At 61.1% G+C, this 21,579-nt stretch carries 22 protein-coding genes and 1 tRNA gene; 9 read left to right on the top strand and 14 right to left on the bottom strand.

Annotated features, from left to right (window positions below; genetic code table 11):
• The 4 genes from K328_RS0120170 to K328_RS0120155 form a co-directional block, all read right to left on the bottom strand.
• Positions 1 to 579, bottom strand: coding sequence for a hypothetical protein (locus tag K328_RS0120170; RefSeq protein WP_028467511.1), 579 nt, complete (start codon positions 577 to 579; stop codon positions 1 to 3).
• Between the two features lie 5 nt (positions 580 to 584).
• Positions 585 to 1,748: a succinyl-diaminopimelate desuccinylase gene (gene dapE, locus K328_RS0120165; protein ID WP_036555257.1), complete on the bottom strand. Its 1,164-nt coding sequence runs from the start codon at positions 1,746 to 1,748 to the stop codon at positions 585 to 587.
• Between the two features lies 1 nt (position 1,749).
• Positions 1,750 to 2,610 carry a 2,3,4,5-tetrahydropyridine-2,6-dicarboxylate N-succinyltransferase gene (gene dapD / locus K328_RS0120160; protein WP_028467509.1) on the bottom strand — a complete coding sequence of 287 codons (861 nt, stop codon included), beginning with the start codon at positions 2,608 to 2,610 and terminating at the stop codon, positions 1,750 to 1,752.
• A gap of 92 nt (positions 2,611 to 2,702) precedes the next feature.
• Positions 2,703 to 3,458: an SDR family NAD(P)-dependent oxidoreductase gene (locus K328_RS0120155; RefSeq protein WP_028467508.1), complete on the bottom strand. Its 756-nt coding sequence runs from the start codon at positions 3,456 to 3,458 to the stop codon at positions 2,703 to 2,705.
• Between the two features lie 76 nt (positions 3,459 to 3,534).
• Between K328_RS0120155 and K328_RS0120150 the strand changes: the two genes are divergently transcribed.
• Both K328_RS0120150 and K328_RS25140 read left to right on the top strand, forming a co-directional pair.
• Positions 3,535 to 4,452: a LysR substrate-binding domain-containing protein gene (locus K328_RS0120150; protein ID WP_051285270.1), complete on the top strand. Its 918-nt coding sequence runs from the start codon at positions 3,535 to 3,537 to the stop codon at positions 4,450 to 4,452.
• Between the two features lie 183 nt (positions 4,453 to 4,635).
• Positions 4,636 to 5,850, top strand: coding sequence for a multidrug effflux MFS transporter (locus tag K328_RS25140; RefSeq protein WP_051285268.1), 1,215 nt, complete (start codon positions 4,636 to 4,638; stop codon positions 5,848 to 5,850).
• A gap of 3 nt (positions 5,851 to 5,853) precedes the next feature.
• Here the strand turns inward: K328_RS25140 and K328_RS0120140 are convergent, their stop codons facing one another.
• Positions 5,854 to 6,543, bottom strand: coding sequence for a pyrimidine 5'-nucleotidase (locus K328_RS0120140; RefSeq protein WP_245577614.1), 690 nt, complete (start codon positions 6,541 to 6,543; stop codon positions 5,854 to 5,856).
• Positions 6,544 to 6,644: 101 nt separating this feature from the next.
• On the opposite strand from K328_RS0120140, the gene K328_RS0120135 reads away from it, so the two are divergent.
• On the top strand, positions 6,645 to 8,384 hold the full coding sequence (locus K328_RS0120135) for a sensor domain-containing diguanylate cyclase (RefSeq protein WP_156901520.1): 1,740 nt from the start codon (positions 6,645 to 6,647) through the stop codon (positions 8,382 to 8,384).
• Positions 8,374 to 9,666 (top strand): DUF2336 domain-containing protein, encoded by a 1,293-nt coding sequence (locus K328_RS0120130; RefSeq protein WP_051285264.1) that lies wholly within the window; start codon positions 8,374 to 8,376, stop codon positions 9,664 to 9,666. The genes K328_RS0120135 and K328_RS0120130 overlap by 11 nt, the downstream gene beginning before the upstream one ends.
• A 10-nt stretch (positions 9,667 to 9,676) precedes the next feature.
• On the opposite strand, the gene K328_RS26120 is transcribed toward K328_RS0120130, so the two are convergent.
• The 7 genes from K328_RS26120 to rpmH all read right to left on the bottom strand — a co-directional run bounded on the left by K328_RS26120 (position 9,677) and on the right by rpmH (position 14,469).
• Positions 9,677 to 10,012 carry a hypothetical protein gene (locus tag K328_RS26120; protein ID WP_051285262.1) on the bottom strand — a complete coding sequence of 112 codons (336 nt, stop codon included), beginning with the start codon at positions 10,010 to 10,012 and terminating at the stop codon, positions 9,677 to 9,679.
• Between the two features lie 265 nt (positions 10,013 to 10,277).
• Complete coding sequence (gene argB / locus K328_RS0120120; protein WP_028467503.1) at positions 10,278 to 11,186, bottom strand: acetylglutamate kinase; 909 nt, start codon at positions 11,184 to 11,186, stop codon at positions 10,278 to 10,280.
• A 38-nt stretch (positions 11,187 to 11,224) separates the two neighbouring features.
• Positions 11,225 to 11,860 carry a ribosome biogenesis GTP-binding protein YihA/YsxC gene (gene yihA, locus K328_RS0120115; RefSeq protein ID WP_028467502.1) on the bottom strand — a complete coding sequence of 212 codons (636 nt, stop codon included), beginning with the start codon at positions 11,858 to 11,860 and terminating at the stop codon, positions 11,225 to 11,227.
• A 7-nt stretch (positions 11,861 to 11,867) separates the two neighbouring features.
• Complete coding sequence (yidC, locus tag K328_RS0120110) at positions 11,868 to 13,622, bottom strand: membrane protein insertase YidC (RefSeq protein ID WP_028467501.1); 1,755 nt, start codon at positions 13,620 to 13,622, stop codon at positions 11,868 to 11,870.
• The gene (gene yidD, locus K328_RS26500) at positions 13,619 to 13,903 is read right to left on the bottom strand and encodes a membrane protein insertion efficiency factor YidD (RefSeq protein WP_084608446.1); all 285 of its coding nucleotides are present in this window, start codon (positions 13,901 to 13,903) and stop codon (positions 13,619 to 13,621) included. Before yidD ends, yidC begins: the two co-directional genes overlap by 4 nt.
• Complete coding sequence (gene rnpA / locus K328_RS0120105) at positions 13,900 to 14,277, bottom strand: ribonuclease P protein component (RefSeq protein WP_028467500.1); 378 nt, start codon at positions 14,275 to 14,277, stop codon at positions 13,900 to 13,902. Before rnpA ends, yidD begins: the two co-directional genes overlap by 4 nt.
• Positions 14,278 to 14,334: 57 nt before the next feature.
• The gene (gene rpmH / locus K328_RS0120100) at positions 14,335 to 14,469 is read right to left on the bottom strand and encodes a 50S ribosomal protein L34 (RefSeq protein WP_028467499.1); all 135 of its coding nucleotides are present in this window, start codon (positions 14,467 to 14,469) and stop codon (positions 14,335 to 14,337) included.
• A gap of 268 nt (positions 14,470 to 14,737) precedes the next feature.
• Between rpmH and K328_RS0120095 the strand changes: the two genes are divergently transcribed.
• From K328_RS0120095 to K328_RS0120085, 3 genes are all read left to right on the top strand, one after another.
• Positions 14,738 to 16,195, top strand: coding sequence for a dihydrolipoyl dehydrogenase family protein (locus K328_RS0120095; RefSeq protein ID WP_051285260.1), 1,458 nt, complete (start codon positions 14,738 to 14,740; stop codon positions 16,193 to 16,195).
• A gap of 36 nt (positions 16,196 to 16,231) precedes the next feature.
• Positions 16,232 to 17,638, top strand: coding sequence for a sensor histidine kinase (locus K328_RS0120090; RefSeq protein WP_051285258.1), 1,407 nt, complete (start codon positions 16,232 to 16,234; stop codon positions 17,636 to 17,638).
• Between the two features lie 110 nt (positions 17,639 to 17,748).
• Positions 17,749 to 18,477, top strand: coding sequence for a Crp/Fnr family transcriptional regulator (locus K328_RS0120085; protein ID WP_084608445.1), 729 nt, complete (start codon positions 17,749 to 17,751; stop codon positions 18,475 to 18,477).
• Between the two features lie 27 nt (positions 18,478 to 18,504).
• On the opposite strand, the gene gpt is transcribed toward K328_RS0120085, so the two are convergent.
• Together gpt and K328_RS0120075 are read right to left on the bottom strand one after the other, a co-directional pair.
• The gene (gene gpt, locus K328_RS0120080; RefSeq protein ID WP_028467495.1) at positions 18,505 to 19,011 is read right to left on the bottom strand and encodes a xanthine phosphoribosyltransferase; all 507 of its coding nucleotides are present in this window, start codon (positions 19,009 to 19,011) and stop codon (positions 18,505 to 18,507) included.
• A gap of 246 nt (positions 19,012 to 19,257) precedes the next feature.
• Complete coding sequence (locus K328_RS0120075) at positions 19,258 to 20,235, bottom strand: hypothetical protein (protein ID WP_245577613.1); 978 nt, start codon at positions 20,233 to 20,235, stop codon at positions 19,258 to 19,260.
• Positions 20,236 to 20,810: 575 nt separating this feature from the next.
• On the opposite strand from K328_RS0120075, the gene K328_RS0120070 reads away from it, so the two are divergent.
• Together K328_RS0120070 and K328_RS25130 are read left to right on the top strand one after the other, a co-directional pair.
• Positions 20,811 to 20,887: transfer RNA gene (locus tag K328_RS0120070), tRNA-Arg, on the top strand.
• 152 nt (positions 20,888 to 21,039) lie between these two features.
• Positions 21,040 to 21,549, top strand: a complete 510-nt coding sequence (locus K328_RS25130; protein ID WP_051285256.1) for a response regulator — start codon at positions 21,040 to 21,042, stop codon at positions 21,547 to 21,549.
• Positions 21,550 to 21,579 lie beyond the last annotated feature (30 nt).

The raw sequence follows: 21,579 nt of genomic DNA, 5'->3' as shown, positions 1-21,579 counted from the left end.
TCAGATACTGGCCACGACGCTTTCCAGCAGCAGATAAGCGAGCAACGAGAACAGCTCGTCCGCCAGGACAAAGCCGAAGGCCATCAGCGCCGAAACACCGAGCAGCGTGCGGGCCCAGCGAAACATCAGGTACAACAGGCCAACCCAGGCAAACACACTCAGGTTTCCGGCAAAACCCGCGACCGGGCCCTCTCCGGCGCCGATCACGGTAAGCGCGCAGAAGAGATAACCGAACGGCAGCGTTACCCAGTTGTAAGGCACCAGAAGATCGAGAATGCGATCAAGCACACCGACCTTCTCGGCGATGATGCAGGCAGCCAAAGGGAAAACCAGCCAGTAGATGGCGTAACGCAGGGCGTAGCTGATCCAGTCAAGCACGCCACCGTCGAGCCAGGCCGCCGTGCCATGCACCACGTCGGACAGCACGAAGGCTGGCAGGACCAGCACAGCCGCGAAGAAAGACCGGAAGAAACCGGTCTCGCTACGGTCGAACAGATCAATGGCCCCAGGCCGGCCAAGCGCCAGACACCAGCAGCCATAGACCGCGCGGAAGATTTCGGCAGGGCCCGGTACGGCCATCGGGCTCAGGCCCGCGCCGCGTTGAAGAATTTTTCCAGCGCCGCCTCGTAGATGGTGGTCAGCGCCTCGATATCCGAGACCATCACATGCTCGTCCGTCTTGTGCATGGTCTGGCCGACAATGCCGAACTCCACCACCGGACAGAATTTGCGAATGAAGCGCGCGTCGGACGTGCCGCCGGACGTGCTGAGCTCCGGCTCCTTGCCTGTGACATCCTTCACCGCCGCCGCAACCGCATCGCTGAGCGGGCCTGGCTCGGTAACGAACGCGTTCGAGGTGCATTCAATGCGAAGATCGTAGCGCCCGCCAACCGCATCGAACATCGCGCGGAATTTCGCCTCAAGGCTCTCCGCCGTGTGCAGATCGTTGAAGCGGACATTGAAGGTTGCACTGGTCTTTGCAGGGATCACGTTGGTTGCCGGATTGCCGGTATCCACCGTCGCAATAGCGACCGTGGTCGGCTGGAAATGCTCGGTTCCCTCGTCCAGCACGCCTTCCGTCAGCGGCTCCAGCATCTTCACCAGCCTATGGATCGGATTGTCCGCGAGATGCGGATAGGCCGTATGACCTTGCGTCCCATGCACCGTCAGATACCCGGTGAAGCTGCCGCGCCGACCGATCTTCATCATCTGGCCGAGGAATTCCGGATTGGTCGGCTCGCCGACGATGCAGGCATCGATGGTCTCGCCCTCGTCCGCCATCCAGTCCAGCACCTTTACGGTGCCGTTGATGGCCGGGCCTTCCTCATCGCCTGTGATCAGGAAGGAAATCGAGCCCCCGAAATCAAACCCGTGTTTGCCGACATAACGGGCCGCCGCCGCCGCGAAACAGGCAACGCCGGATTTCATGTCGGAGCTGCCACGACCGTACAGACGGCCCTCACGGATCTCACCGGAGAAAGGAGGAGCCACCCAGTCGTCCGCATCGCCCGGCGGCACCACATCGGTGTGCCCGGCGAAACAGATGTTCGGTGCCGAGGTGCCGACCCGGGCATAGAGATTTTCGACGTCCAGCGTGCCCGCTTCGGAGAAACGGAGGCGACGGCAGGTAAAGCCGTGCGCCGTCAGCTCCTTCTCAAGCAACGCGAGTGCGCCGCCCTCGACGGGCGTCACACTCTCGCAGCGGACAAGATCCTGGGTCAGCCGAACCGGATCGATGAGAACGTACACGTCAGTCCCGCAGCAGATCGTTGATCGAGGTCTTGGAGCGGGTCTGCGCATCGACGCGCTTGACGATCACGGCGCAGGACAGGGACGGGCCAGGCGTGCCGTCCGGCAGGGGCTTGCCCGGGAGAGAGCCCGGGACCACAACGGAATAGGCAGGCACGCGACCGATGAAGATCTCGCCCGTGTTGCGATCGATGATCTTGGTGGTTGCGGAGATGAAGACGCCCATGGAGAGCACGGCGCCCTCCTCGACGATCACACCCTCGACAACCTCGGAGCGTGCACCGACGAAGCAATTGTCTTCGATGATGACCGGGGAAGCCTGCAAGGGCTCCAGCACGCCGCCGATACCGACGCCGCCGGACAGGTGCACGTTCTTGCCGATCTGGGCGCAGGAGCCGACCGTGGCCCAGGTATCGACCATCGTGCCCTCGTCCACATAGGCGCCGAGATTGACGAAGCTCGGCATCAGTACAACGCCCTTGGCGATGAAGGCGGAGCGACGGACGACACAGTTCGGCACGGCGCGGAAGCCGGCCTCGCGGAAGCGGTTGGCACCCCAACCGGCAAACTTCGACGGCACCTTGTCCCACCAGACGGACGGACCGAGATTGCCATCGACCGGGCCACCCGGGATGATGTCCATGTCGTTGAGCCGGAAGGACAGCAGCACCGCCTTCTTCGCCCACTCGTTCACCTGCCATTTATGATCGCCAAGCGGCTGGGCTGTCCGGATGGAGCCATCATCGAGACCGGCCAATGCCTGCTCTACCGCCTCGCGGATCTCGCCCTTGGTTTCCAGACCGACATTGTCCCGGTCGTCCCAGGCCGCATTGATCACTGTTTCGAGTTGGCTCGCGCTCATCGCCTCACACCCCATAACCTGCATGAAATTTGAGGCGCAACATGAGCACGTGGCGGATTTCTGTCAATCTGTGCAGCGTTGCTTTTTTGGCATCATGGCGCGAAGTAGGCACCGCCATTCTGGTGGATCACCTGCCCGGTGATGTATCCCGCGTCCGGACTGCAGAGAAATGCAACGGTCGCGGCGATCTCGTCAGCCCGCGCCGGGCGCCCGACCGGAACCTCACTCACGAATGCCTCGATACGTGCCGGATCCCATGCGGCGGTAAATTCCGTCCCGGCGACCAGACCGGGCGCAATGGCGTTTACCGTGATGCCGTCGCCCGAGAATTCCCGCGCCAAACCGACCGTGAGACCGTTCAGTCCGGCCTTGCTCGCGGCGTAGATCGCCGATCCCTGGCTCCGCCCCCCGGTATAGGCGGCGATAGAGCCGATATTCACGATGCGTCCGTCGGGTCTCTTCAGGAACGGCGCGACAGCCATGGACAACTGGTAAGCGCCAGTCAGATTGGTTGCCAGAACCTCGTCCCAGTTCGCCCAAAGCTGCTTCAGCTCAAGGTCTGCGGCACCGTTCCGGGCAATGCCCGCATTGTTGACCAGCGCAGTCACCTTCGAGCCGCTGCTTTGCAGATCGCCGACCAACCGGACAAGCGAAGCCCGATCCGTAACATCCAGGGCATAAGGCAACAATGACGGCCCCATCTTCTCCGCCAGACCTTCCAGCTTTGACAGAGTGCGGCCGATACACAGAACCGCGCCCTCACCGGCCAGCCGCGCGGCAACCGCCGCTCCGATACCGGTTCCGGCACCGGTGACAATCGCAAGTTCCTTTGGGAAAGAGGTTTTCATGATCGCGTTCTCCATTCGATTGAGACGCGCTCTTTTTGACGTTCGAAAACCAATTCATCCAATATATGATTTAAGCATGTTTGATATATTTCTTAGGCTGAACATCAGCCTCCGCCAGCTGCACCAGTTCGCCGTGGTTGCACGTGAGCTGCATTTTGGCCGCGCTGCGGCACAGCTGCACATGACCCAACCTCCACTCAGCATGGCCATTCAAAGCCTTGAAACCTCTCTTGGTATCAGACTGTTCGAGCGCACGAACCGGCAGGTTTCCCTGACCGAAGCGGGCACGGCCTTCCTTACCGAGGTCGAGCAAATCGCAGAGAAACTGGATCTTGCGGTGAACAGGGCCAGGAAGGTCTCTGCGGGTGAAGAAGGAGAGATCCGACTAGGGGTGCTTCCATCCTGCAGCGTCCTGCCGGAGGTCCTCCGTACCGTCAGGAAGGAGCGGCCCGGTCTTGCCATCGATCTTCGCGAAGCGACGACCGCCGAGCAGCTCGCATTGATCCAGGACCGGCGCATCGACGCGGGATTGATACGTCCGCCTGTCACCTACCCCGAAGATCTGGAGCATCTGGTCGTCGCAACGCAACCTCTCGTCGCCGCGCTGCCGGACGATCACCACCTGAGCAAACTGCCGGCGATTCCAATAGACGCGTTCCGCCAGGAGCGCTTCATCGGGACACCTACAGACAACGCGAACGGCCTTCATGGCCGGATCAGTGCATTGACCGCAGCCAGCGAGTTCGAACCGAACATTGTTCAAGTGGTCCGTGAAATTCCAACCGTCATGGCGCTGGTCGCCGGCGGCCTTGGCGTCTCCATCATACCAAAAAGCGGGCTTGAAACCGGCTATTCGGGCGTCACCATCCGGCCCATAGAAATGCCTGCGGGAGCACCGGCGCCGGAAATTGCCCTCTGGCTCGCCTGGTCAAGGCACAATGGCCGCGAGCCGCTGCATGGTTTTCTGGAAGCGCTGCGGCCGACATTGACCTAGCGCCGTTGGCTGTTAATCTCTCTCGCCATGAGGATGATGCAGGTAAGTGTCGTAGTGGGAAGGCGCATGGGAAAGGCGGCGTAGCCGCCGGGCGAAAGCACCCATGCGCGGTAAGCAGGCCCCTTAAGGGGCCTTTTTCATGACCTGAGCCATCCCTCTCCGAAACCTCCGGCGATACTCCCCATGCCAAGCCCTCACCACGGACCGCGCCTGTCCACGCTGATCCTGCTCTCGGCGCTCTGCATCCTGCCCATCAACATTTTCCTTCCGTCGCTGACGAACATGGCCGCCGAATTCGGTGTGGAATACAGTGTGATCGGTCTCTCGCTGGCTGCCTATGCCGCCGCGTCCGCCGTCCTGCAGATCGTCCTGGGGCCCCTGTCCGACAGGTTCGGGCGCCGGCCGGTCATCCTTTCCGGCCTCGTACTCTTCATGATCGCCACGGCGGGATGCATTTTCGCGCCGGATATCTGGACCTTCCTCGGATGCAGGTTGCTCCAGGCCGTTATCGCTCCGACCTATGCCGTGGCCCTCGCCGTCATCCGGGATACGACCGGCAAGGAAGAGGCCGCGAGCAAGATCGGGTATGTCGCGATGTCCTGGGCCGTGGCACCCATGCTCGGCCCAAGTTTGGGCGGGTTGCTCGACGAGATGTTCGGATGGCGCGCCAGCTTCTGGTTCCTCGAAGCCTTCGGACTTGCCATCTTTGCCCTGTGCTGGATGGACCTGAAGGAAACGAACCACTCCCGCTCCGTTTCCATGAGCGCACAGTTCCGCACCTACCCCAAGCTGCTCGCTTCCGGGCGGTTCTGGTCCTATGCGCTCTGCATGGCCTTCTCGGTCGGCGCCTTCTTCGCCTTCCTTGCCGGCGCACCACTCGCCGCCGGAGCTGCTTTCGGTCTCTCGCCCGCGGCACTCGGCCTCGGCATGGGGTCGATCACGGCAGGCTTCATGTTCGGAAGTTTTCTCTCCGGGCGATTCGCCGGGAGGGTCCCGCTAACGACCATGATGCTCGCCGGGCGCGCCCTCGCCTGCGCGGGTCTGCTTCTCGGACTGGTGCTGTATGCCATGCAGATCGATCACATCATGGCGCTGTTCGGTCCCTGCATGCTGGTCGGTGTGTCCAACGGACTGACCCTTCCGAGCGCGAATGCCGGTGCTATCTCGGTACATCCAAAGCTCACCGGCAGCGCCGCCGGCCTGGCGAGCGCCATCACCGTGGCTGGCGGCGCCACCATGGCATCGGTCGCCAGCGCCGTCCTGACGGCTGAGAACGCCCGTTATGCGCTTCTCCTCGTGATGCTCGGATCGGCGGTAATCGCTCTTGCCGCCGCTATGGCCGCGCACCGCCTCGATAGGATTGTCCAACCGGCAAGCCCAGACGGCCCGGTAGCGTAGTGTTCAGGCCTGTAGCGGCCCGGACAGACCGTCCAGCCATGCCGTCAGATCGTCGGCAACATGATGGACGTAATCCTGCTCCGCTCCCTCCTTCGCCCAGTCGAGCGTGCCGGAGAGCCAGACCGTCGTCATGCCGAGCGCGGCCGCCGGTTCCAGATTGCGGGCCATGTCCTCGACCATGACGCAGCGCGCGGGATCGAGGCGATGCCGGGACACCAGCGTGTCGTAGGGGCCGGGATTCGGTTTCGGCACGTAATCGGCAGCAACAATATCGAAAACGTCCTCGAAATGATGGTCGACGCCGATCTGCCCCATGATCCGCCGCGCGTGGGGAACCGAGCCGTTCGTGTAGATGATTTTCCGTCCCGGCAGGCGGGCGATGGCCGCCTCCAGCGCGTGGTTCGGCTCGATATCCGCGACATCGATGTCATGCACGAAATGGAGATATTCCTCGCCATCAATACCGTGCTCCGCCATCAGGCCGTTCAGAGTCGTCCCGTAGCGCCGGAACATATCCTTCTGCAACGCGCGGGCAGGCTCGTGCTCAAGCGAGAAACGGTTCTGGACATACTCGGTTATCCGCACAGAAACCCGGGCAAATATATTGCTCCCTGCAGGATACAGCGTGTTGTCGAGATCGAAGACCCATGTCTCGATAGCGTTTGGATCCAGCATTCCCTTGTTTTTTAGCATATTGTTATCTTTCATCATCCTAGAGTGGCGTCTCGAACCGCCGCGGGCAAGCGCGGCGACAGTCACAGTCCCCTAACGGGGATCGGCGAGGGGAACGCGGCGTGACAAGGCAACAGAGCGGCACCGGCACGATGGACAGTAAAGAACCAAAAGAGTTTGCAGGGGTCGATTCGGACCAAATTCTGCAGTTGCTGGAAGATGGCGCTCCTCTCTTCCAGTATCCGGGACCGATCCTGCTGCTGGATCCGGAAAAGAATATTATCGGCGCGAACCCTGCTGCAATGTCTCTGGTCCACGGGATCATGTCCGGCAGCGCCCTTTCGGTGATCGCGCTGGTCAGCGCCACTCTCTCCAGCGGCGGCCGCCCGCAGAACATGAAGATCCTGGACGAGGAAGCAGGGCGGACAACCGATATCACCGCCCTTCCGGTCGACAGCGGGGAGCATGTGCTGCTGCTCGGCCGGGATATCTCCCTCGACCAGAACCTGCGCAACGCCCTTGTCGAATCCCGGCAGCGCTACAAGGACCTGGTAGAAATCTCCAGCGATTTCGCCTGGGAAACCGACATGAACGGCAAATTTGTCTTCGTCTCTACCGCGGGCGCCTTGGGCTACGAGCCGGATGAACTGGTCAGCCATTCCGCCGACGATTTCGTGAGCAAGATAGACGGTATCGAGGTGGTCACACCGTTCAACGCGAGAGAACCCTCGACGGGCATCGAATTCCGTTTCCGCCGGGCCGACGGCAGCATCGCCGAGCTGGAGGCGTCCGCTGCCCCCCTCCATTCAGAAGACGGCGAGTGGCTTGGCGCCCGCGGTGTCTGCCGGGATATGTCCGAGGCACGGCGGCGCGATGCCGCTCTGGCAAAGGCCCGCAATCGCGAACGGCTGATGGCCTATATCGTGCGGACCATTCGCGACGAAGTGGACCCGAAAGCCATGCTGGCTTCCGCCGCCCGCGCGATTGCCCGCTCCCTCGCCTCGGACGGCTGCGTGATCTGCCGCAGGAACGACGCGGGCGGCCTTATGCTGGCCGTCGAACTCGGCGACGCCCCCGAGGCCTTCCTCGCCGATCTACTCAAATCCGGGGCCGAAACCCTGGCCCCGATCACGCTGACCGATCCCGACGGCTCAAATATCCTCGCCTATCCGACCGGATATCATCAAAAAGCGAATGGCGCGGTGATCCTCTGGCGGGACACTGTGGGCGGGGTCTGGAACGAGGATGACAGCGACCTGATGAAAGAGGTCGCGAACCAGATCGGCATCGCCATCGAGCAGGTCGCCTCCCACGAAAACCTGGAACTGCTGTCGACCACGGACCCGCTGACCAAGCTGCTGAACCGGCGCACCTTCCAGCAGCGCCTCGACGACCGGCTGGCAAAAGCCGGCGAAGGCGGCGCGCTGATCTATGTCGATCTGGATAACTTCAAGCTGGTAAACGACAATCTCGGGCACCAGATGGGCGACAAGGTATTGCTCGACGTTGCCGCAATGCTGCACGACGCGGCCGGCAAACAGGATATGCCGGCCCGGCTCGGCGGTGACGAGTTCGTTATCTGGTTCGATGGCGTTGACAGAGAGACGGCCGCCAGCAAGGCCGAGGGGTTGCTGAAAGCCGCCGGCTCTCTGGCGCAATATGCCGTGGACGAGACCCGCAAGGTCGGCATGTCGATCGGTATAGCCTGCATCGGCGGGCAGCCCCATGCCCCGTCCGAGAATGCCGAGAGCCTGGTCGCCCGCGCCGACGAGGCAATGTACGAGATCAAGCATGGCGGCAAGAACGCCTATGCTTTTGCAAAAGACCCGGAAGAAAGCGGAGACCGCAGTGATGGCCACTGAACCGAAGCGGCGGATGAGCGACAGGGAAAAAGCCCTTTACGAGAAGGCAAAGAACGTCGCCGCGAGCACGAATCTGGCAGAGCGCCAGCGTCTTGCGGAAGACCACCTGACACCGCCTGAGATCCTGTTCTTCCTGGCCGAAGACGATAACAGCGAGATTCGCGAGGCAGTCGCCGCCAACACGGCGACACCGCGGCATGCCGACCAGTTTCTGGCGCAGGACGAGAGCGACGATGTTCGCTCCATCGTTGCCCGCAAGGTCGCGGCGATAGCCCCGAACCTGAGCTCGGAGCGGCGGGACAGTATCCGCAAGCTGACCGTCGAGGTTCTGGAGACGCTTGCGCAGGATCAGGTCGACCGTGTCCGGGCTGTCCTGGCGGACGCAATAAAGGATCTGCCCGACGCGCCGCCGGAACTGGTCAGCCGTGTCATTGCCGTGCTGGCCCGCGACACCGTTCTCTCGGTCTCCGGACCTATCCTGGAACATTCTCCGCTGCTTGCGGACGAACTGCTTGTCGAAATTATCCGGAACGAGCCTGTAGCTGGCGCGCTCTCCGCCATCTCACGCCGCCAGACGGTATCCGAGCGGGTGTCGGATGCGGTCATTTCCGCGAAAGACGACGCCGCCATCGCCGATCTTCTGGGCAACAGGTCCGCCCAGATTCGCGAGGAAACGCTGGATGAGCTGATCGAGGGCGCACCGGATCGGCCCGTGCTGCACCGACCCTTGGTAACGCGCCCGAAACTACTTGGCCGCCATGCCCTGAGCCTGGCCAAGTTTGTCGGATATGCGCTGGTTGCCGAGCTTAGTAAACGTGCTGATCTTGGTGCGGAAACCTCGGCTCACCTTGCCGCCGAAATTGAGAAGAGGCTGGCGGAGAACCCGGCACTGGCAGAGGGCGATGGTATCGTGACCGGGCGCGAGCGGGCCCGGCAGATGTATGACAACGGAACATTGACCGAAGAGGTCGTGCGCGATGCGGTCAGCGAAGGCAAACGCCCGTTTGTGCTTGCCTCGTTCGAGTTGATCACTGGCCTGTCGGAAGATGCGGTGCACAGCCTTGCCTCATCGATCAATCCGAAGGCGGTGATCGCGCTGGTGTGGAAAGCCGGCTACAGCATGGAATTCGCGGTACAGCTTCAGATTCGTCTCGCCAACATCCCGCCGGAGAAAGCGCTCAAACCGACCGAGGATGGCGGCTTCCCGCTCAGCGATGACCAGCTTTCCTGGCAGATCGAACTGGTGAGCGAGGAAGCCGAAGAGACTGAGGAAGACACCTAGAAGGCGCCGGTCAGGACGCGACTTCGGGTTTCGGAGGTTCGCTTTCTTCTTTCTGCCAGTCATTACCGGCGGAAATCACACAGGTCTGTCCGCCCGGTGTTGAAACAGCGATTGTCCAGCTCCCCGTCTTGGAGCTGAAGACCTGCACGAAGTTACCCGCTCCGTCGAAACCGGAGGCGGATACCGCCTCTCCGTATTTCTTTCCGAGCTGGTTGACCAGATCCCCGTGCTGGGTGCAAAGCCGTGGATCCAGCGCACTGGCCGGAGCCACAAAGGAAACGATCCCGGCAACAAGTGCGGCGGCGCCGATGCAACCCTTCGCCTGACTTTTCAAGCTTCCACTCACGGCATTCTCCTTTCCGAGAAATGCGCCGATCCCAGTGCGTGGTCCGACATATCGTCTCGCCGCAGCACTTTTTAGAGAAGCTCCAAAGGCTTCCCAATTCCTATGATTGTACGAAAGGATCGTTGACAAATCGCAAACGGGAATCCGCGCGATTTACACCGCTTGTTAAGAATAATAACGGCGAAAACGCCTTTATTTCAGTTCGTTGGGGTATTTCGCGCCTTGCGGCAAAAGTCATGAATCCACGACTTTTACGTCAACCGGATCAGCCGCGGATAATAGTTCCGACGCCATGTGGCGTGAACAGCTCGACCAGGCAGGCATGAGGCACACGTCCGTCGAAAATGACAGCCGCGCGGGCGCCATTCTCGACCGCGTCGATGCAGGTTTCGATCTTCGGGATCATACCGCCGGAGATAGTCCCGTCCTCGATCAGGTCCCGCGCGTCGCCGACGCTGAGTTCCGGGATCAATTGGCCGTTCTTGTCCAGCACCCCGGCCACGTCGGTCAACAGCAGGAACCGGGCAGCATCCGACGCCGAAGCAATCGCACCGGCCGAGGTATCCGCATTGATGTTGTAGGTCTCGCCGTCCTCGCCGAAGCCGATTGGCGCGATCACCGGGATCAACCCGCCGTCGGAGAATGTCTTCAAAATGCTGACATCCACGCTTGCCGGCTCGCCGACGAAACCGAGATCAAGCACCTTCTCGATATTGCTGTCCGGATCTATTTTGGTCCGCTGCAGCTTGCGCGCGGTGATCAGGTTGCCGTCCTTGCCGGAAATGCCGATGGCCCGGCCACCGGCGGCATTGATGGCGGCGACGATGCTTTTGTTGATGGAGCCGGACAGCACCATTTCGACAATGTCGACCGTGGTCCGGTCAGTCACCCTGAGGCCGTCGATGAATTCGCTCTTGATGGCCAGGCGTTCCAGCATTTTGCCGATCTGCGGACCGCCGCCATGCACCACCAGCGGGTTCATGCCGACCTGTTTCATCAGCACCATGTCGGCGGCGAAGGATTTGAAGAGCTCGTCGTCGCCCATGGCATGGCCACCGAATTTCACAGTGACCGTCTTGCCACTGTATCGGCGCATGAAGGGCAAAGCCTCGGTCAGAATCCCAGCCTTGGAAAGCCATTCCTGCCGCAGTTCGTTCAAAGACGATTCGCTCATGTCTCTCTCCCCCAACGCTTATCAGTCCCCAACGCTGGTCAGTCCGCCAGCGCGGCGAGCCCCGCTCTCAGCTCAGGTATGCCCGTTCCCTTATCGGCACTGGTGCAGACGATCACTGGATGCGCGGCGACGTGCTTTCGAAGCTCCGCCTCCGTCTCCGCCACGATCGCATCCAGCTCAGGTTTTTTAGGCTTGTCGACCTTGGTCAGAACGACCTGATAGGAGACCGCCGCCTGATCCAGCATGTCCATCATCTCGCGGTCCGTGTCCTTGAGACCGTGGCGGGAATCCACCAGCAACAGCACACGCTGCAGCACCGTACGGCCCTTCAGAAACTGACGCAGAGTACGGTTCCAGGCCTCGACCGTGGTCTTGGAAACCTTCGCATAGCCGTAGCCCGGCAGATCTACGATCATCAACCGGTTACCCAGATTGAAGAAGTTGAGCTGCTGGGTCCGCCCCGGCGTGTTCGATGTGCGTGCCAGCGTCTTGCGGCCGGTCAATGCGTTCACCAGGCTCGACTTGCCGACATTGGAACGTCCGGCAAAGGCGATTTCCGGCATGGTGGCTTCCGGCAACTGGTCAAGCCGTGCCGCGCCCCACACAAAACCGCATTCCTGGGCAAACAGGTGACGGCCAACTTCCAGTTCTTCGGGGCTCAGCTCTTCGGTCATCACACTCCTACTTGACGCCCATGCGCCACATGATGAGCCGCTGCTGGGCAATCGAAAGCAGGTTGTTCCAGGCCCAGTAGATCACCAGACCAGCCGGGAAATTCGCCAGCAGGAAGGTGAAGAAGATCGGCAGGAACATGAACACCTTAGCCTGGATCGGATCGGCCGGCTGCGGGTTCAACCTCTGCTGCAGGAACATGGTCAGCCCCATCAGGATCGGCCAGACACCGATCATCGGGATGAACTCCGGCGGCGTCCACGGGATCAGACCGAAGAAATTGAAGAGCGTGGTCGGATCCGGCGCGGACAGATCATGGATCCAGCCATAGAACGGCGCGTGGCGCATTTCGATGGAAACGAACAGCACCTTGTAGAGCGCGAAGAAGACCGGAATCTGCACGAGGATCGGCAGACAGCCGGAGGCCGGATTGACCTTCTCCTTCTTGTAGAGCCCCATCATTTCCTGGTTCAGGCGCTGCTTGTCGTCGCCATATTGCTCACGCAGGGCCTGCATCTTCGGCGTCAGCTCGCGCATCTTCGCCATCGACTTGTAGGACTTGTTGGCCAGCGGGAAGAACACTGCCTTGACCGCGACCGTGAAGATCAGGATGGCGATGCCGAAGTTACCGACCACCCCATGCAGCCATGACAGCGCATAGAAGAACGGCTTGGTCAGGAAGTAGAACCAGCCGAAGTCCACAGCCAGATCGAAGTTTGCGATGCCGTATTCGGCTTCGTACTTGTCCAGCAGCTTGACCTCTTTGGCACCGGCAAAGAGGTGCACTTCGGATTCAACCACACCGCCCGCCGGGATCGCCCTGGCGGAACCGAGGTAATCCGTCTGGTAGCGGTCATCCTGCTGCCGGATCATGTGCATGAAGCGGTATTTGACGGCTTCATCCTGGGCCGGCACCAGAGCGGCCAGCCAATATTTGTCGGTGATACCGATCCAGCCGCCGGTCGCCGCAACCTCGACGTCCCCGTCCTCCTGCAAATCGTCGTAATCGACTTCCTTCAGGGTCTCGTCAAAGACGCCGAGCGGGCCTTCGTGAAGGATATAGAATCCGGCCGTCTGCGGCGTGCCGCCACGGGAAAGCAGTCCATACGGGAAGAGCGTCACCGGCGCATTGCCGCTGTTCCGCACCTTCTGCGTCACGGAGAACATGAACTGGTTGTCGATGGCGTAGGTACGCTCGAAGACCAGGCCCGCGCCATTATCCCAGATCAGGGTAACCGGCTGGCCCGGGCTCAGCGTGTCGCTGTCGGTAGCCCAAACGGTCTTCGCATTCGGCACCAGGGTACCCTCTGCCTCCGGAACCCAGCCAAACTCGGCGTAGTAGGATTTCGGAACACCGACAGGTTTCAGCAGATGAATATCGTCGCTGTTCTTGTCCAGGCTCTCGCGATAGTGGGTCAGAATCGTATCGTCGATCCGGGCCCCCACGGTCGAGATCGTGCCGCGCATGCCTGGCGCTTCGATCTTGATCCGTTTCGGGTCTGCCGCGATTGCGCGCCGTGCCTTAACCGCATCCGCGGCCGACATCTTGCCGCTGCCCGGCAGAGTGGCGCCACCGACCGGCGCACCGGACGGAACGTTCGACGCCGAGGGCGCTGCGGAAGAGTCGGATGCTCCGGAAGCCGTGAGTTCGGCCTGACGGGCCTGCTCTTGCTCGACCTTCGGAACTTCATAGAAAAACTGAAACCCGACTAGGATCGCCACTGACAGTACGACGGCGAAAATCAGGTTTTTTTGCTCGTTCATTGTTCGGCCCGACAATTGTGATGCAGTTGGCAAGCGGCCCCATCCCGCTCGGGGACGGGATCATAGCCACAGCCGCCCCAGGGATGACAGCGCAGAATCCGTTTTACGGTAAGCCAGCCGCCGCGAACGGCACCGTGGCTTTCGATTGCGTCGAGACCATAGCGAGAACAACTCGGCTGGAAACGGCAATTAGTCCCGAGAAACGGGGAAATCATGTAGCGATAGAAGAAGATCAGCCCGCGGAGCAACCATGCAAGCGGGGAGCCGGTGACGGAAGTCACGTCCGAACCTCCTGCTTGAGGGCATCCACCTTGCCGAGCGCGCGCTTAAGATCGGCGAGCAGGCCGTTATAGGAGCGGGTCAGGGTATTCGCTCGGGCAATCAGGACAAATTCATGCCCCGGTTTCGCCATCGCGTTCATTACATCATGAACCACGGCTCTCAGCCTTCGTCTTGCCCGGTTCCGCTGAACCGACCCGCCAACTTTACGGCTGGCAGTATAGCCAACCTTGATCTCGGTCTCATGGCCGGGCTCAAGCGGGCGGGCTTGCAGGACAATCCCTTGCGTAACGGCCTTGCGGCCTGTCCGGGCAATCGTGAGGAACTGGCTGCGCTTTTGCAGGCGCTCCAACGTTCCTGAGGACGGATTGCGCATGGCAAAAGAGCTTTCTGAAATGCAAGCGACCCGGCCAATCCGGCCGGGCAGCAGCATTTAGGCGGACAGACGCTTGCGGCCTTTGGAGCGCCGGTTGCGAATAACATGACGGCCGCCAACGGTCGCCATGCGGGACCGAAAGCCATGACGGCGCTTGCGTACGAGTACGCTGGGCTGATAGGTGCGTTTCACGGGAAGTCTCCGTCGACGTAAAATATAGCAATCTCGCGAGTGCCGGGCTGTATATAGTTTTGCCCTGCCCGAGTCAACGCAGGTGCGCACTCTATGTCACACAAAAGCAGCGACCGATCAGCTCAGCCCGGCATTTCCTCACGCCAAGGTGACTGGTTGTGCCTCGACCAGTGCGCGACATAGATGCCCTGAATGGGTTTCAGCGGATGAACTGCCACAGCCCGAGCTGTGGGTCCGCGACGATACACCGAGGAGTATCCAGAGAGCGATGAAGACGAACGCCCCCGACTCCCTGAATGCCGAACAGGAAATATCGGCGGATATCTGCGTGATCGGCGGAGGCTCGGGCGGATTGTCCGTCGCCGCCGGTGCCGTGCAGATGGGCGCCTCGGTCGTCCTGTTCGAAAGGGGCCTGATGGGCGGGGATTGCCTGAACTATGGATGCGTTCCCTCCAAGGCCATGCTTGCAGCCGGTCACGCCGCAGCGGCGGCACGCGGGGCAGCAAAGTTCGGCGTAACGTTACCGGAGGCGGAAATCGATTTTCGGCAGGTCCACGACCATGTCCGAGACGTGATCGCCGGGATCGAGCCGCATGATTCCGTCGAGCGCTTCGAAGAACTGGGCGTCCGGGTTGTCCAGGCGCAGGCGTCATTCGCGGATGCCCGCACGGTGACCGGCGGGGGCGTCCGGGTCCGTGCCCGGCGTTTCGTGATCGCGACCGGGTCCAGAGCCATGATCCCGCCGATAACCGGTCTCGACAGCACTCCTTATCTGACCAACGAGACCGTTTTCGACCTGACCGAACGTCCGGATCACCTGCTCATCGTTGGCGGTGGCCCGATCGGCTGCGAGCTCGCCGAAGCGCACCGCAATCTCGGCGCGGACGTGACACTGATTGAAGCCGCCCGCCTGCTCGGCAATGAAGACGAAGAAGCCGCGGAGGTCCTGCGCACCCACCTGAAGGAGATCGGCGTCACCCTTCTCGAGGGCGCCATGGTGAAACAGACTGCCGGCGCCGGGGGATCCGTCCGGATTTCCGTCGAGCAGGACGGCGCACAGCAGCAGATCGAGGGCAGCCACCTCCTCATAGCCGCCGGTCGCAGCCCGAACATCCAAGGACTCGGCCTGGAGGCCGCCGGGGTCAAGTACGGCAGGGCCGGAATCGAGGTCGATGCTGGCCTAAAGACCAGCAACCGGAGGGTCTACGCGATCGGCGATGTCGCGGGCGGCCTGCAATTCACCCATGTCGCCGGGTATCACGCCAGCATCGTGATCCGCAGCGCCCTCTTCCGCATACCTGCGAAAGCCGACCACAGTGCTGTGCCCCGCGTCACCTATACCGACCCCGAGCTTGCCCATGTCGGCTTGCTGGAGCGGGAGGCCCGCGCGCAGCACGGCGAGAAGCTGCGGGTGCTGAAATGGCCCTACCAGGAGAATGACCGGGCCAGGGCCGAGCGCGCGACAGACGGCTTCATCAAGGTGATGACCCTGAAAAACGGCAGGGTGCTGGGCGCGACCATCGTCGGCAAGAACGCCGGGGACCTGATCCAGACTTGGGCCATGGTGATCTCGCAGAAGATCAAGATCGGTGCGGTCGCTTCATCGATCGTCGCCTACCCGACCCTGGGGGAAATTGGCAAGCGGGCCGCCGGATCTTTCTTCACGGAAACACTGTTCAGCCCGCGCATGCGCAAAATCGTCCGCTTCCTCGCCGCCTTCGGGTAAGCTTGCCCCGCAGGTTACGTCGACGGACATGTGTATATGCTGGGCTTTGCTAACAGTCTCTCTTTCCGGCTCCTGCTGCTGACGGTGTTTTTCATCATGGTGGCGGAGGTGCTGATCTACACCCCGTCGATTTCGCGGTATCGGCTGAGCTATCTGCAGGAGAAACTGGCGGAGGGCCATCTCGCCGCCCTGTCCGTAAAGGCGGCGCCGGACGGTATGGTTACAGAGATGCTGGCGCGCCAGTTGCTGGACCATGTGGACGCCTACAGCGTCGTGGCGAACGACGAATCCAATTTCATGCCAATGCTCCGGCGGGCCGTGGTGCCGGAACCCGATATCGCCGTCGATCTCAGGAGCACCGGCGTTCTTACCCTGATCCTGGATGCGTTCGAGACCCTGGCACAGACCCGCAACCGGATCGTCCGGCTGCACGGCCAGTCTCCGCGAGACCCCGAGATCTTTGTCACTATGCTGATCGACGAGCGGCCAATGCATATGGAGATGCTGGATTTCTCATGGCGGATCCTCACGCTCTCGGTGGTGATCTCGCTCTTCACCGCAGCCCTTGTCTTCCTTTCCCTGCGCTGGCTGATGGTGCTTCCCATGCAACGCATCACCAGCAGCATGATCGCCTTCCGCCAACGTCCGGAAGATCCGACATCCGACCTGCCTGCCTCCGACCGACGGGACGAAATCGGCATCGCTGTCCGCGAACTCGCGGAGATGAAACAGGGCGTTCGCCAGGCGCTCCGGCAAAACATGCGGCTTGCGACGCTCGGCACGGCGGTGAACAAGATCAACCACGATCTGCGTAATATGCTGGCCACCGCCACGCTGGTTTCCGACCGCTTCGCCGAAAGCTCCGACCCGTTCGTCCGCAAAGCGGTGCCACCCTTCCTCAGAACAATCGATCGGGCTGTCAAACTCTGCTCTGACACCCTGAACTTCACGCAGGAATCGGTCCCCCTGATGACCGAACGCCTCACGCTGAAGGCCTTGCTCGACGATATCATCCCGGAATTGAGGACCTCGATCGGAGACGGCCGGCTGGCCATCGAGACCGACGAGTCCCCTAACGTCTTCATATCGGTCGACCCCGACCAGATTTACCGAATTTTCGCCAACCTGGCCTCGAACGCGGCTCGTGCCGGAGCGTCCCGTTTCCATATCGGCTTCGAACATGATGGCGGAACGCTGACGCTTCTGTTCGAGGATGACGGCCCCGGCATACCGGAGCCTATCCGCGAAAAACTGTTTCTGCCTTTCCAGTTATCCGGCAATGGCGGTGGCTCCGGGCTCGGCCTGGCCATTGCCCGTGACATCGCACGCGCCCATGGCGGCGCGCTTTTTCTCGCTCACACCGGAACAACAGGCAGCGGTTTCCGCTGCGAGTTACCATGCCCGACTTCGGGGCAATCGCGCGGAAATACCCGCGCAGCATAATAACGCACGTCGAGCATCTTCCACCCGGGGCACTAAAACGTTAGTGTTGGGTCAGTCATAGCCACCGGATCGATCATGGATCCCTCGACTGGCACAGACCGGAGCATCGGATGCAAAGCATCTCGGGAGAAAATAGCGCAACCCCGGCAACCGGCTCGCCGTGCGATGATTGCGATATCCGCGATCTCGCAATCTGCGGTGCACTCCGGGCGGAAGAAGTGCAACGGCTTACCGGCATCCTGTCTTCCGTTGAGTTGGCGGCCGGCGATCCGATTGTCGATGAAGGTGAAGCTGCGGACTATGTCTACACGCTGACAACAGGCACTGTCCGGCTCTACAAGTTGCTGGCCGATGGCCGCCGGTCAGTAACGGGATTCCTGTTTCCAGGTGATTTTCTCGGCGTGTCCCATCGCGACGCTTATGGCTTCGGCGCCGAAGCGATAACGCCCGTAACACTCTGCCGCTTCCCACGGCCCAAACTCGAGGCCCTGTTGAAGGAAATCCCGACGCTTGAGCATCGGCTGTTCGCCCGTGCGTCCGAGGAAATGACCCTGATGCAGGAGCAGATCGTCCTGCTTGGCCGGAAAACCGCTGCGGAGCGCGTTGCTTCCTTCTTCCGAGGGCTTTCAGCCCGTCAGGTGAAGCGCCATTTGCCCGCGAATCCGGTTTCCGTGCCCATGACCCGAACGGACATCGCAGATTATCTCGGCCTGACCACAGAAACGGTCAGCCGGACCATTACCCAACTCAAGAAAAAGAAGCTTATTTCCGTCGAGCACGGATCCAGGGTGCGAATCGAGGATGAAGAGCAACTCGACGAACTCGCCGAAGCCCTTTAGCGCCTCAGTCTCTAGCGACGGAGCTCTTTAACGTCGCAGCGAGGAGATCGGCTCAACCGGGCGCGGCTCCAGATCCCAGGGGAAATGAATCCATGTATCCTGGCTGACCTCGGTCACGAAAGTATCGACCAGCGGTCGGCCGGCCGGCTTGGCATAAACCGTCGCAAAATGAGCTTTCGGCAGCAATGCCCGCACAGCCTTCGCCGTCTCACCGGTATCGACCAGATCATCGACAATCAGCCAGCCTGTGCCATCACCCGCGATGTCACATGTTTTCATCATGCGGATGGTACCGCGCTCCTGGTCGGAGCCATCGACGCCGTAGGATGCGGCGCTGACCGTGTCGATAATCCGGATGTTCAGCTCGCGCGCCACAACGGCAGCAGGGACCAGCCCGCCGCGTGTGATGGCAACGATTCCGTCAAAGGGACCGACTTCCGTCAGCCGCCAGGCCAGGGCCTTTGCGGTTCGGTGAAGCTCTTCCCAGCTGACCGGGAAGGACTTGTTAAAAGAAGCCTGATCGTCACTCGGCATGGCGCGCACCCATCAACAGCGTACAGAGATGTGGCGACATAGCCCGGGCGGCGGAATTCCGCAACGCTGAATGCCATGACCGCTCCGCATCCGATTCGCTCCCACTGTCGTTCTCCGACGTGAATATCGCTTCGGCCCGGGTTAATCTGACGGACGACACACCGAACCCAGCGTGACAGGTTTCGCGCATAGAAAAAGCGCCGCCCGAAGATCGGACGGCGCTTTTATTAAACCTTATGTTCCCGGCTAGCGGACGAACAGACGAACCTCGTTGCTCGACGTGTCGCTGGCGGTTGTCGCCGACAGAGCCACCCGGCTCGGCGGCAGCCCCATATCGGTCAGGGCACGAAGGACATCCTGCGCATTCTTCCGCGCCTTGCTGGTGTCGAGCGCTGCCTGCGCCGACGAGCCGCTGGACGGGGACACCGCCACGAGGTCGAAGGACGCATCCGGGCGACGTTCCAGGGCCCGGCTGACGGCAGTGTAGAGCGCCTGCTGATAGTTCACGTTGCTCCGGTCGAAGCGGATCACCACGAGCGGCCGCCGGGACCCGGTAGTGGAACTCAGGCCACGACTTTGAACTGTCGGAGTCGCTGTCGCCGCGGCACTGCCCATCCCGTAGGTACGGGAGGCGAGGCTGGTGCCGAAGAATTCACCGTTCTTGATGGCGAGAGCCAACGTGTTCAGATCGTTCCGTTCGGTTGCAACATAACGGCTCTGGCGACGAATATCGTCGCTCAGCTCGGTCAGCAACCGGTCTACCAACACAACAGTGCGGTTGACGTCATCCTCAAGCACTTCCAGCTGACGGTGGTCTTCGTCAACAGCGCCGGAAAGGCCGAAGGCAGCACGCGTGGCGTCGAGCAGGTATGTCGACAGCGCGGCGTCAGCAGCAACACGGTTAGAAAGATCGTTCATGTCGCCGATATCGGCATTCACCTGTTCGAGCAAACGCTGCGATTCGTTCCAGGAAGAGACCAACACCGGATTGCCCGGCGTGGTGCCGACCTGCAGCCGCGAGCGGATGGTCGCAACGGACAGGTGATAGGTCTGCGCATTGCCGATCGTCCGCTGACGGACAATCTGCAAATCACCGTTATGGCTCCGAATGGATTCCTGCAAACGCCGCAGGTCATCCCGGAGCTGCACCACCTTGTTGCCGACGAAGGTGCCTGTTGCGGCTCCCGGTCTGGGCGGCTGCACTTCGAAGTTCGTATTATTCAAACTAAGCTGCTGCTGCCCACTGGCACTGAGTGGCTGGCCTGCGATTTCGCCGGCAGACGGCTGGATCGCCACCTGGCCAGGCACTTGCCCGGATGTTTGAGCGGCTCCGGCCGGAGCTTCGCCAGAAAGGCTCGGCCACAAAGCGTCGGATGAAAAAGAACAGCCTCCGAGAAGGAGAACCATTGCGCCCAGAACAACGAGCGACGAGCGATTAAGAATCATAGGACGCTGTCACCTTGTAAATAGGTGTTATGTTTGCCGCGGTTTCAGGTAGATCCGTCCGACCAACCAATGCCGACCCCCCTAGCAATGAGCCCCGGCGATCCGCCCTTTCGGGTAGGAGCCCCGCCCCCGTCTGCCCCCGACCGGTACGGGTTGAAGACGGTAGGAATAAGCTTGCCGACGCAGTCCCCCACTGATGGTAGCCGCAAGCCGCGAAATTCGTAGGGATAGTAACCAATGCCAATCGGGCCTACAAGTTGTTTTCCCAAACGATTCCGTAAGATAAGCGCTTGCGTTTCCAATTCGGCTTGAGTATGTTCCGGCCTCCTTCGGGGGCGCCATGCTCCCAAGGGGCGCCCGTAGCTCAGCTGGATAGAGCACTTGACTACGAATCAAGAGGTCGGGAGTTCGAATCTTCCCGGGCGCGCCATTTCATAATTCTCCCCAGAATTCCCCCGTATGTAGCGGACTTCAAGCTACCGTTCCCTGGCGTGAATAAGATCATGCGCACCACCCACACTGAATATTAACCTTTCCCGCGCTATATAACGTTCAGGCTGAATACAGGCTTGGACGCAACAGATGACAAAGCTTTCAAAAGAAGATTTGCGCGCCCTTCGGGTGATGATCGTGGAAGATGACCAGCCAACCAGGCTGCTCATACGAACATTTCTGGAGCATCTTCTGTTTGACGACGTCACCGAACGCGAGAACGGCGAGGCTGCCCTCAAGGACCTGACCAGGCGGCACTACGACCTCGTCATCACCGATCTTGAAATGCAGCCGATGAACGGCTGGGACATCCTGCATCGCATCCGCCACGATCCGAACGTCACGAACCCCTATGTTCCCGTCATTCTCGTCACCCAGCACGCCAGCAGGGAATCGGTCCTCAAGGCCCGGGATGACGGCGCGAGTGCGTTTGTCGCCAAGCCGGTCGACTTCAAAAATCTGCAGCGGACAATCCTGACTGTGCTATCCGACGCCCGTCCGTTCGTGAAGTCAGACGGTTATGCAGGTCCAGACCGCCGGCGGCAGGACAAGCTCCCCAAAGGCGGCAAGTACCAGCGCGACGATGATTACCGCTGGTAGCCCCATCACGGCTACCGCATCACTGTTACC

The organism is Nisaea denitrificans DSM 18348 (assembly GCF_000426505.1).
In the GTDB taxonomy this organism is placed as follows: domain Bacteria; phylum Pseudomonadota; class Alphaproteobacteria; order Thalassobaculales; family Thalassobaculaceae; genus Nisaea; species Nisaea denitrificans.
Note: the sequence above shows the minus strand (reverse complement) of the source record. Positions and strands in the feature narration are given on the sequence as shown.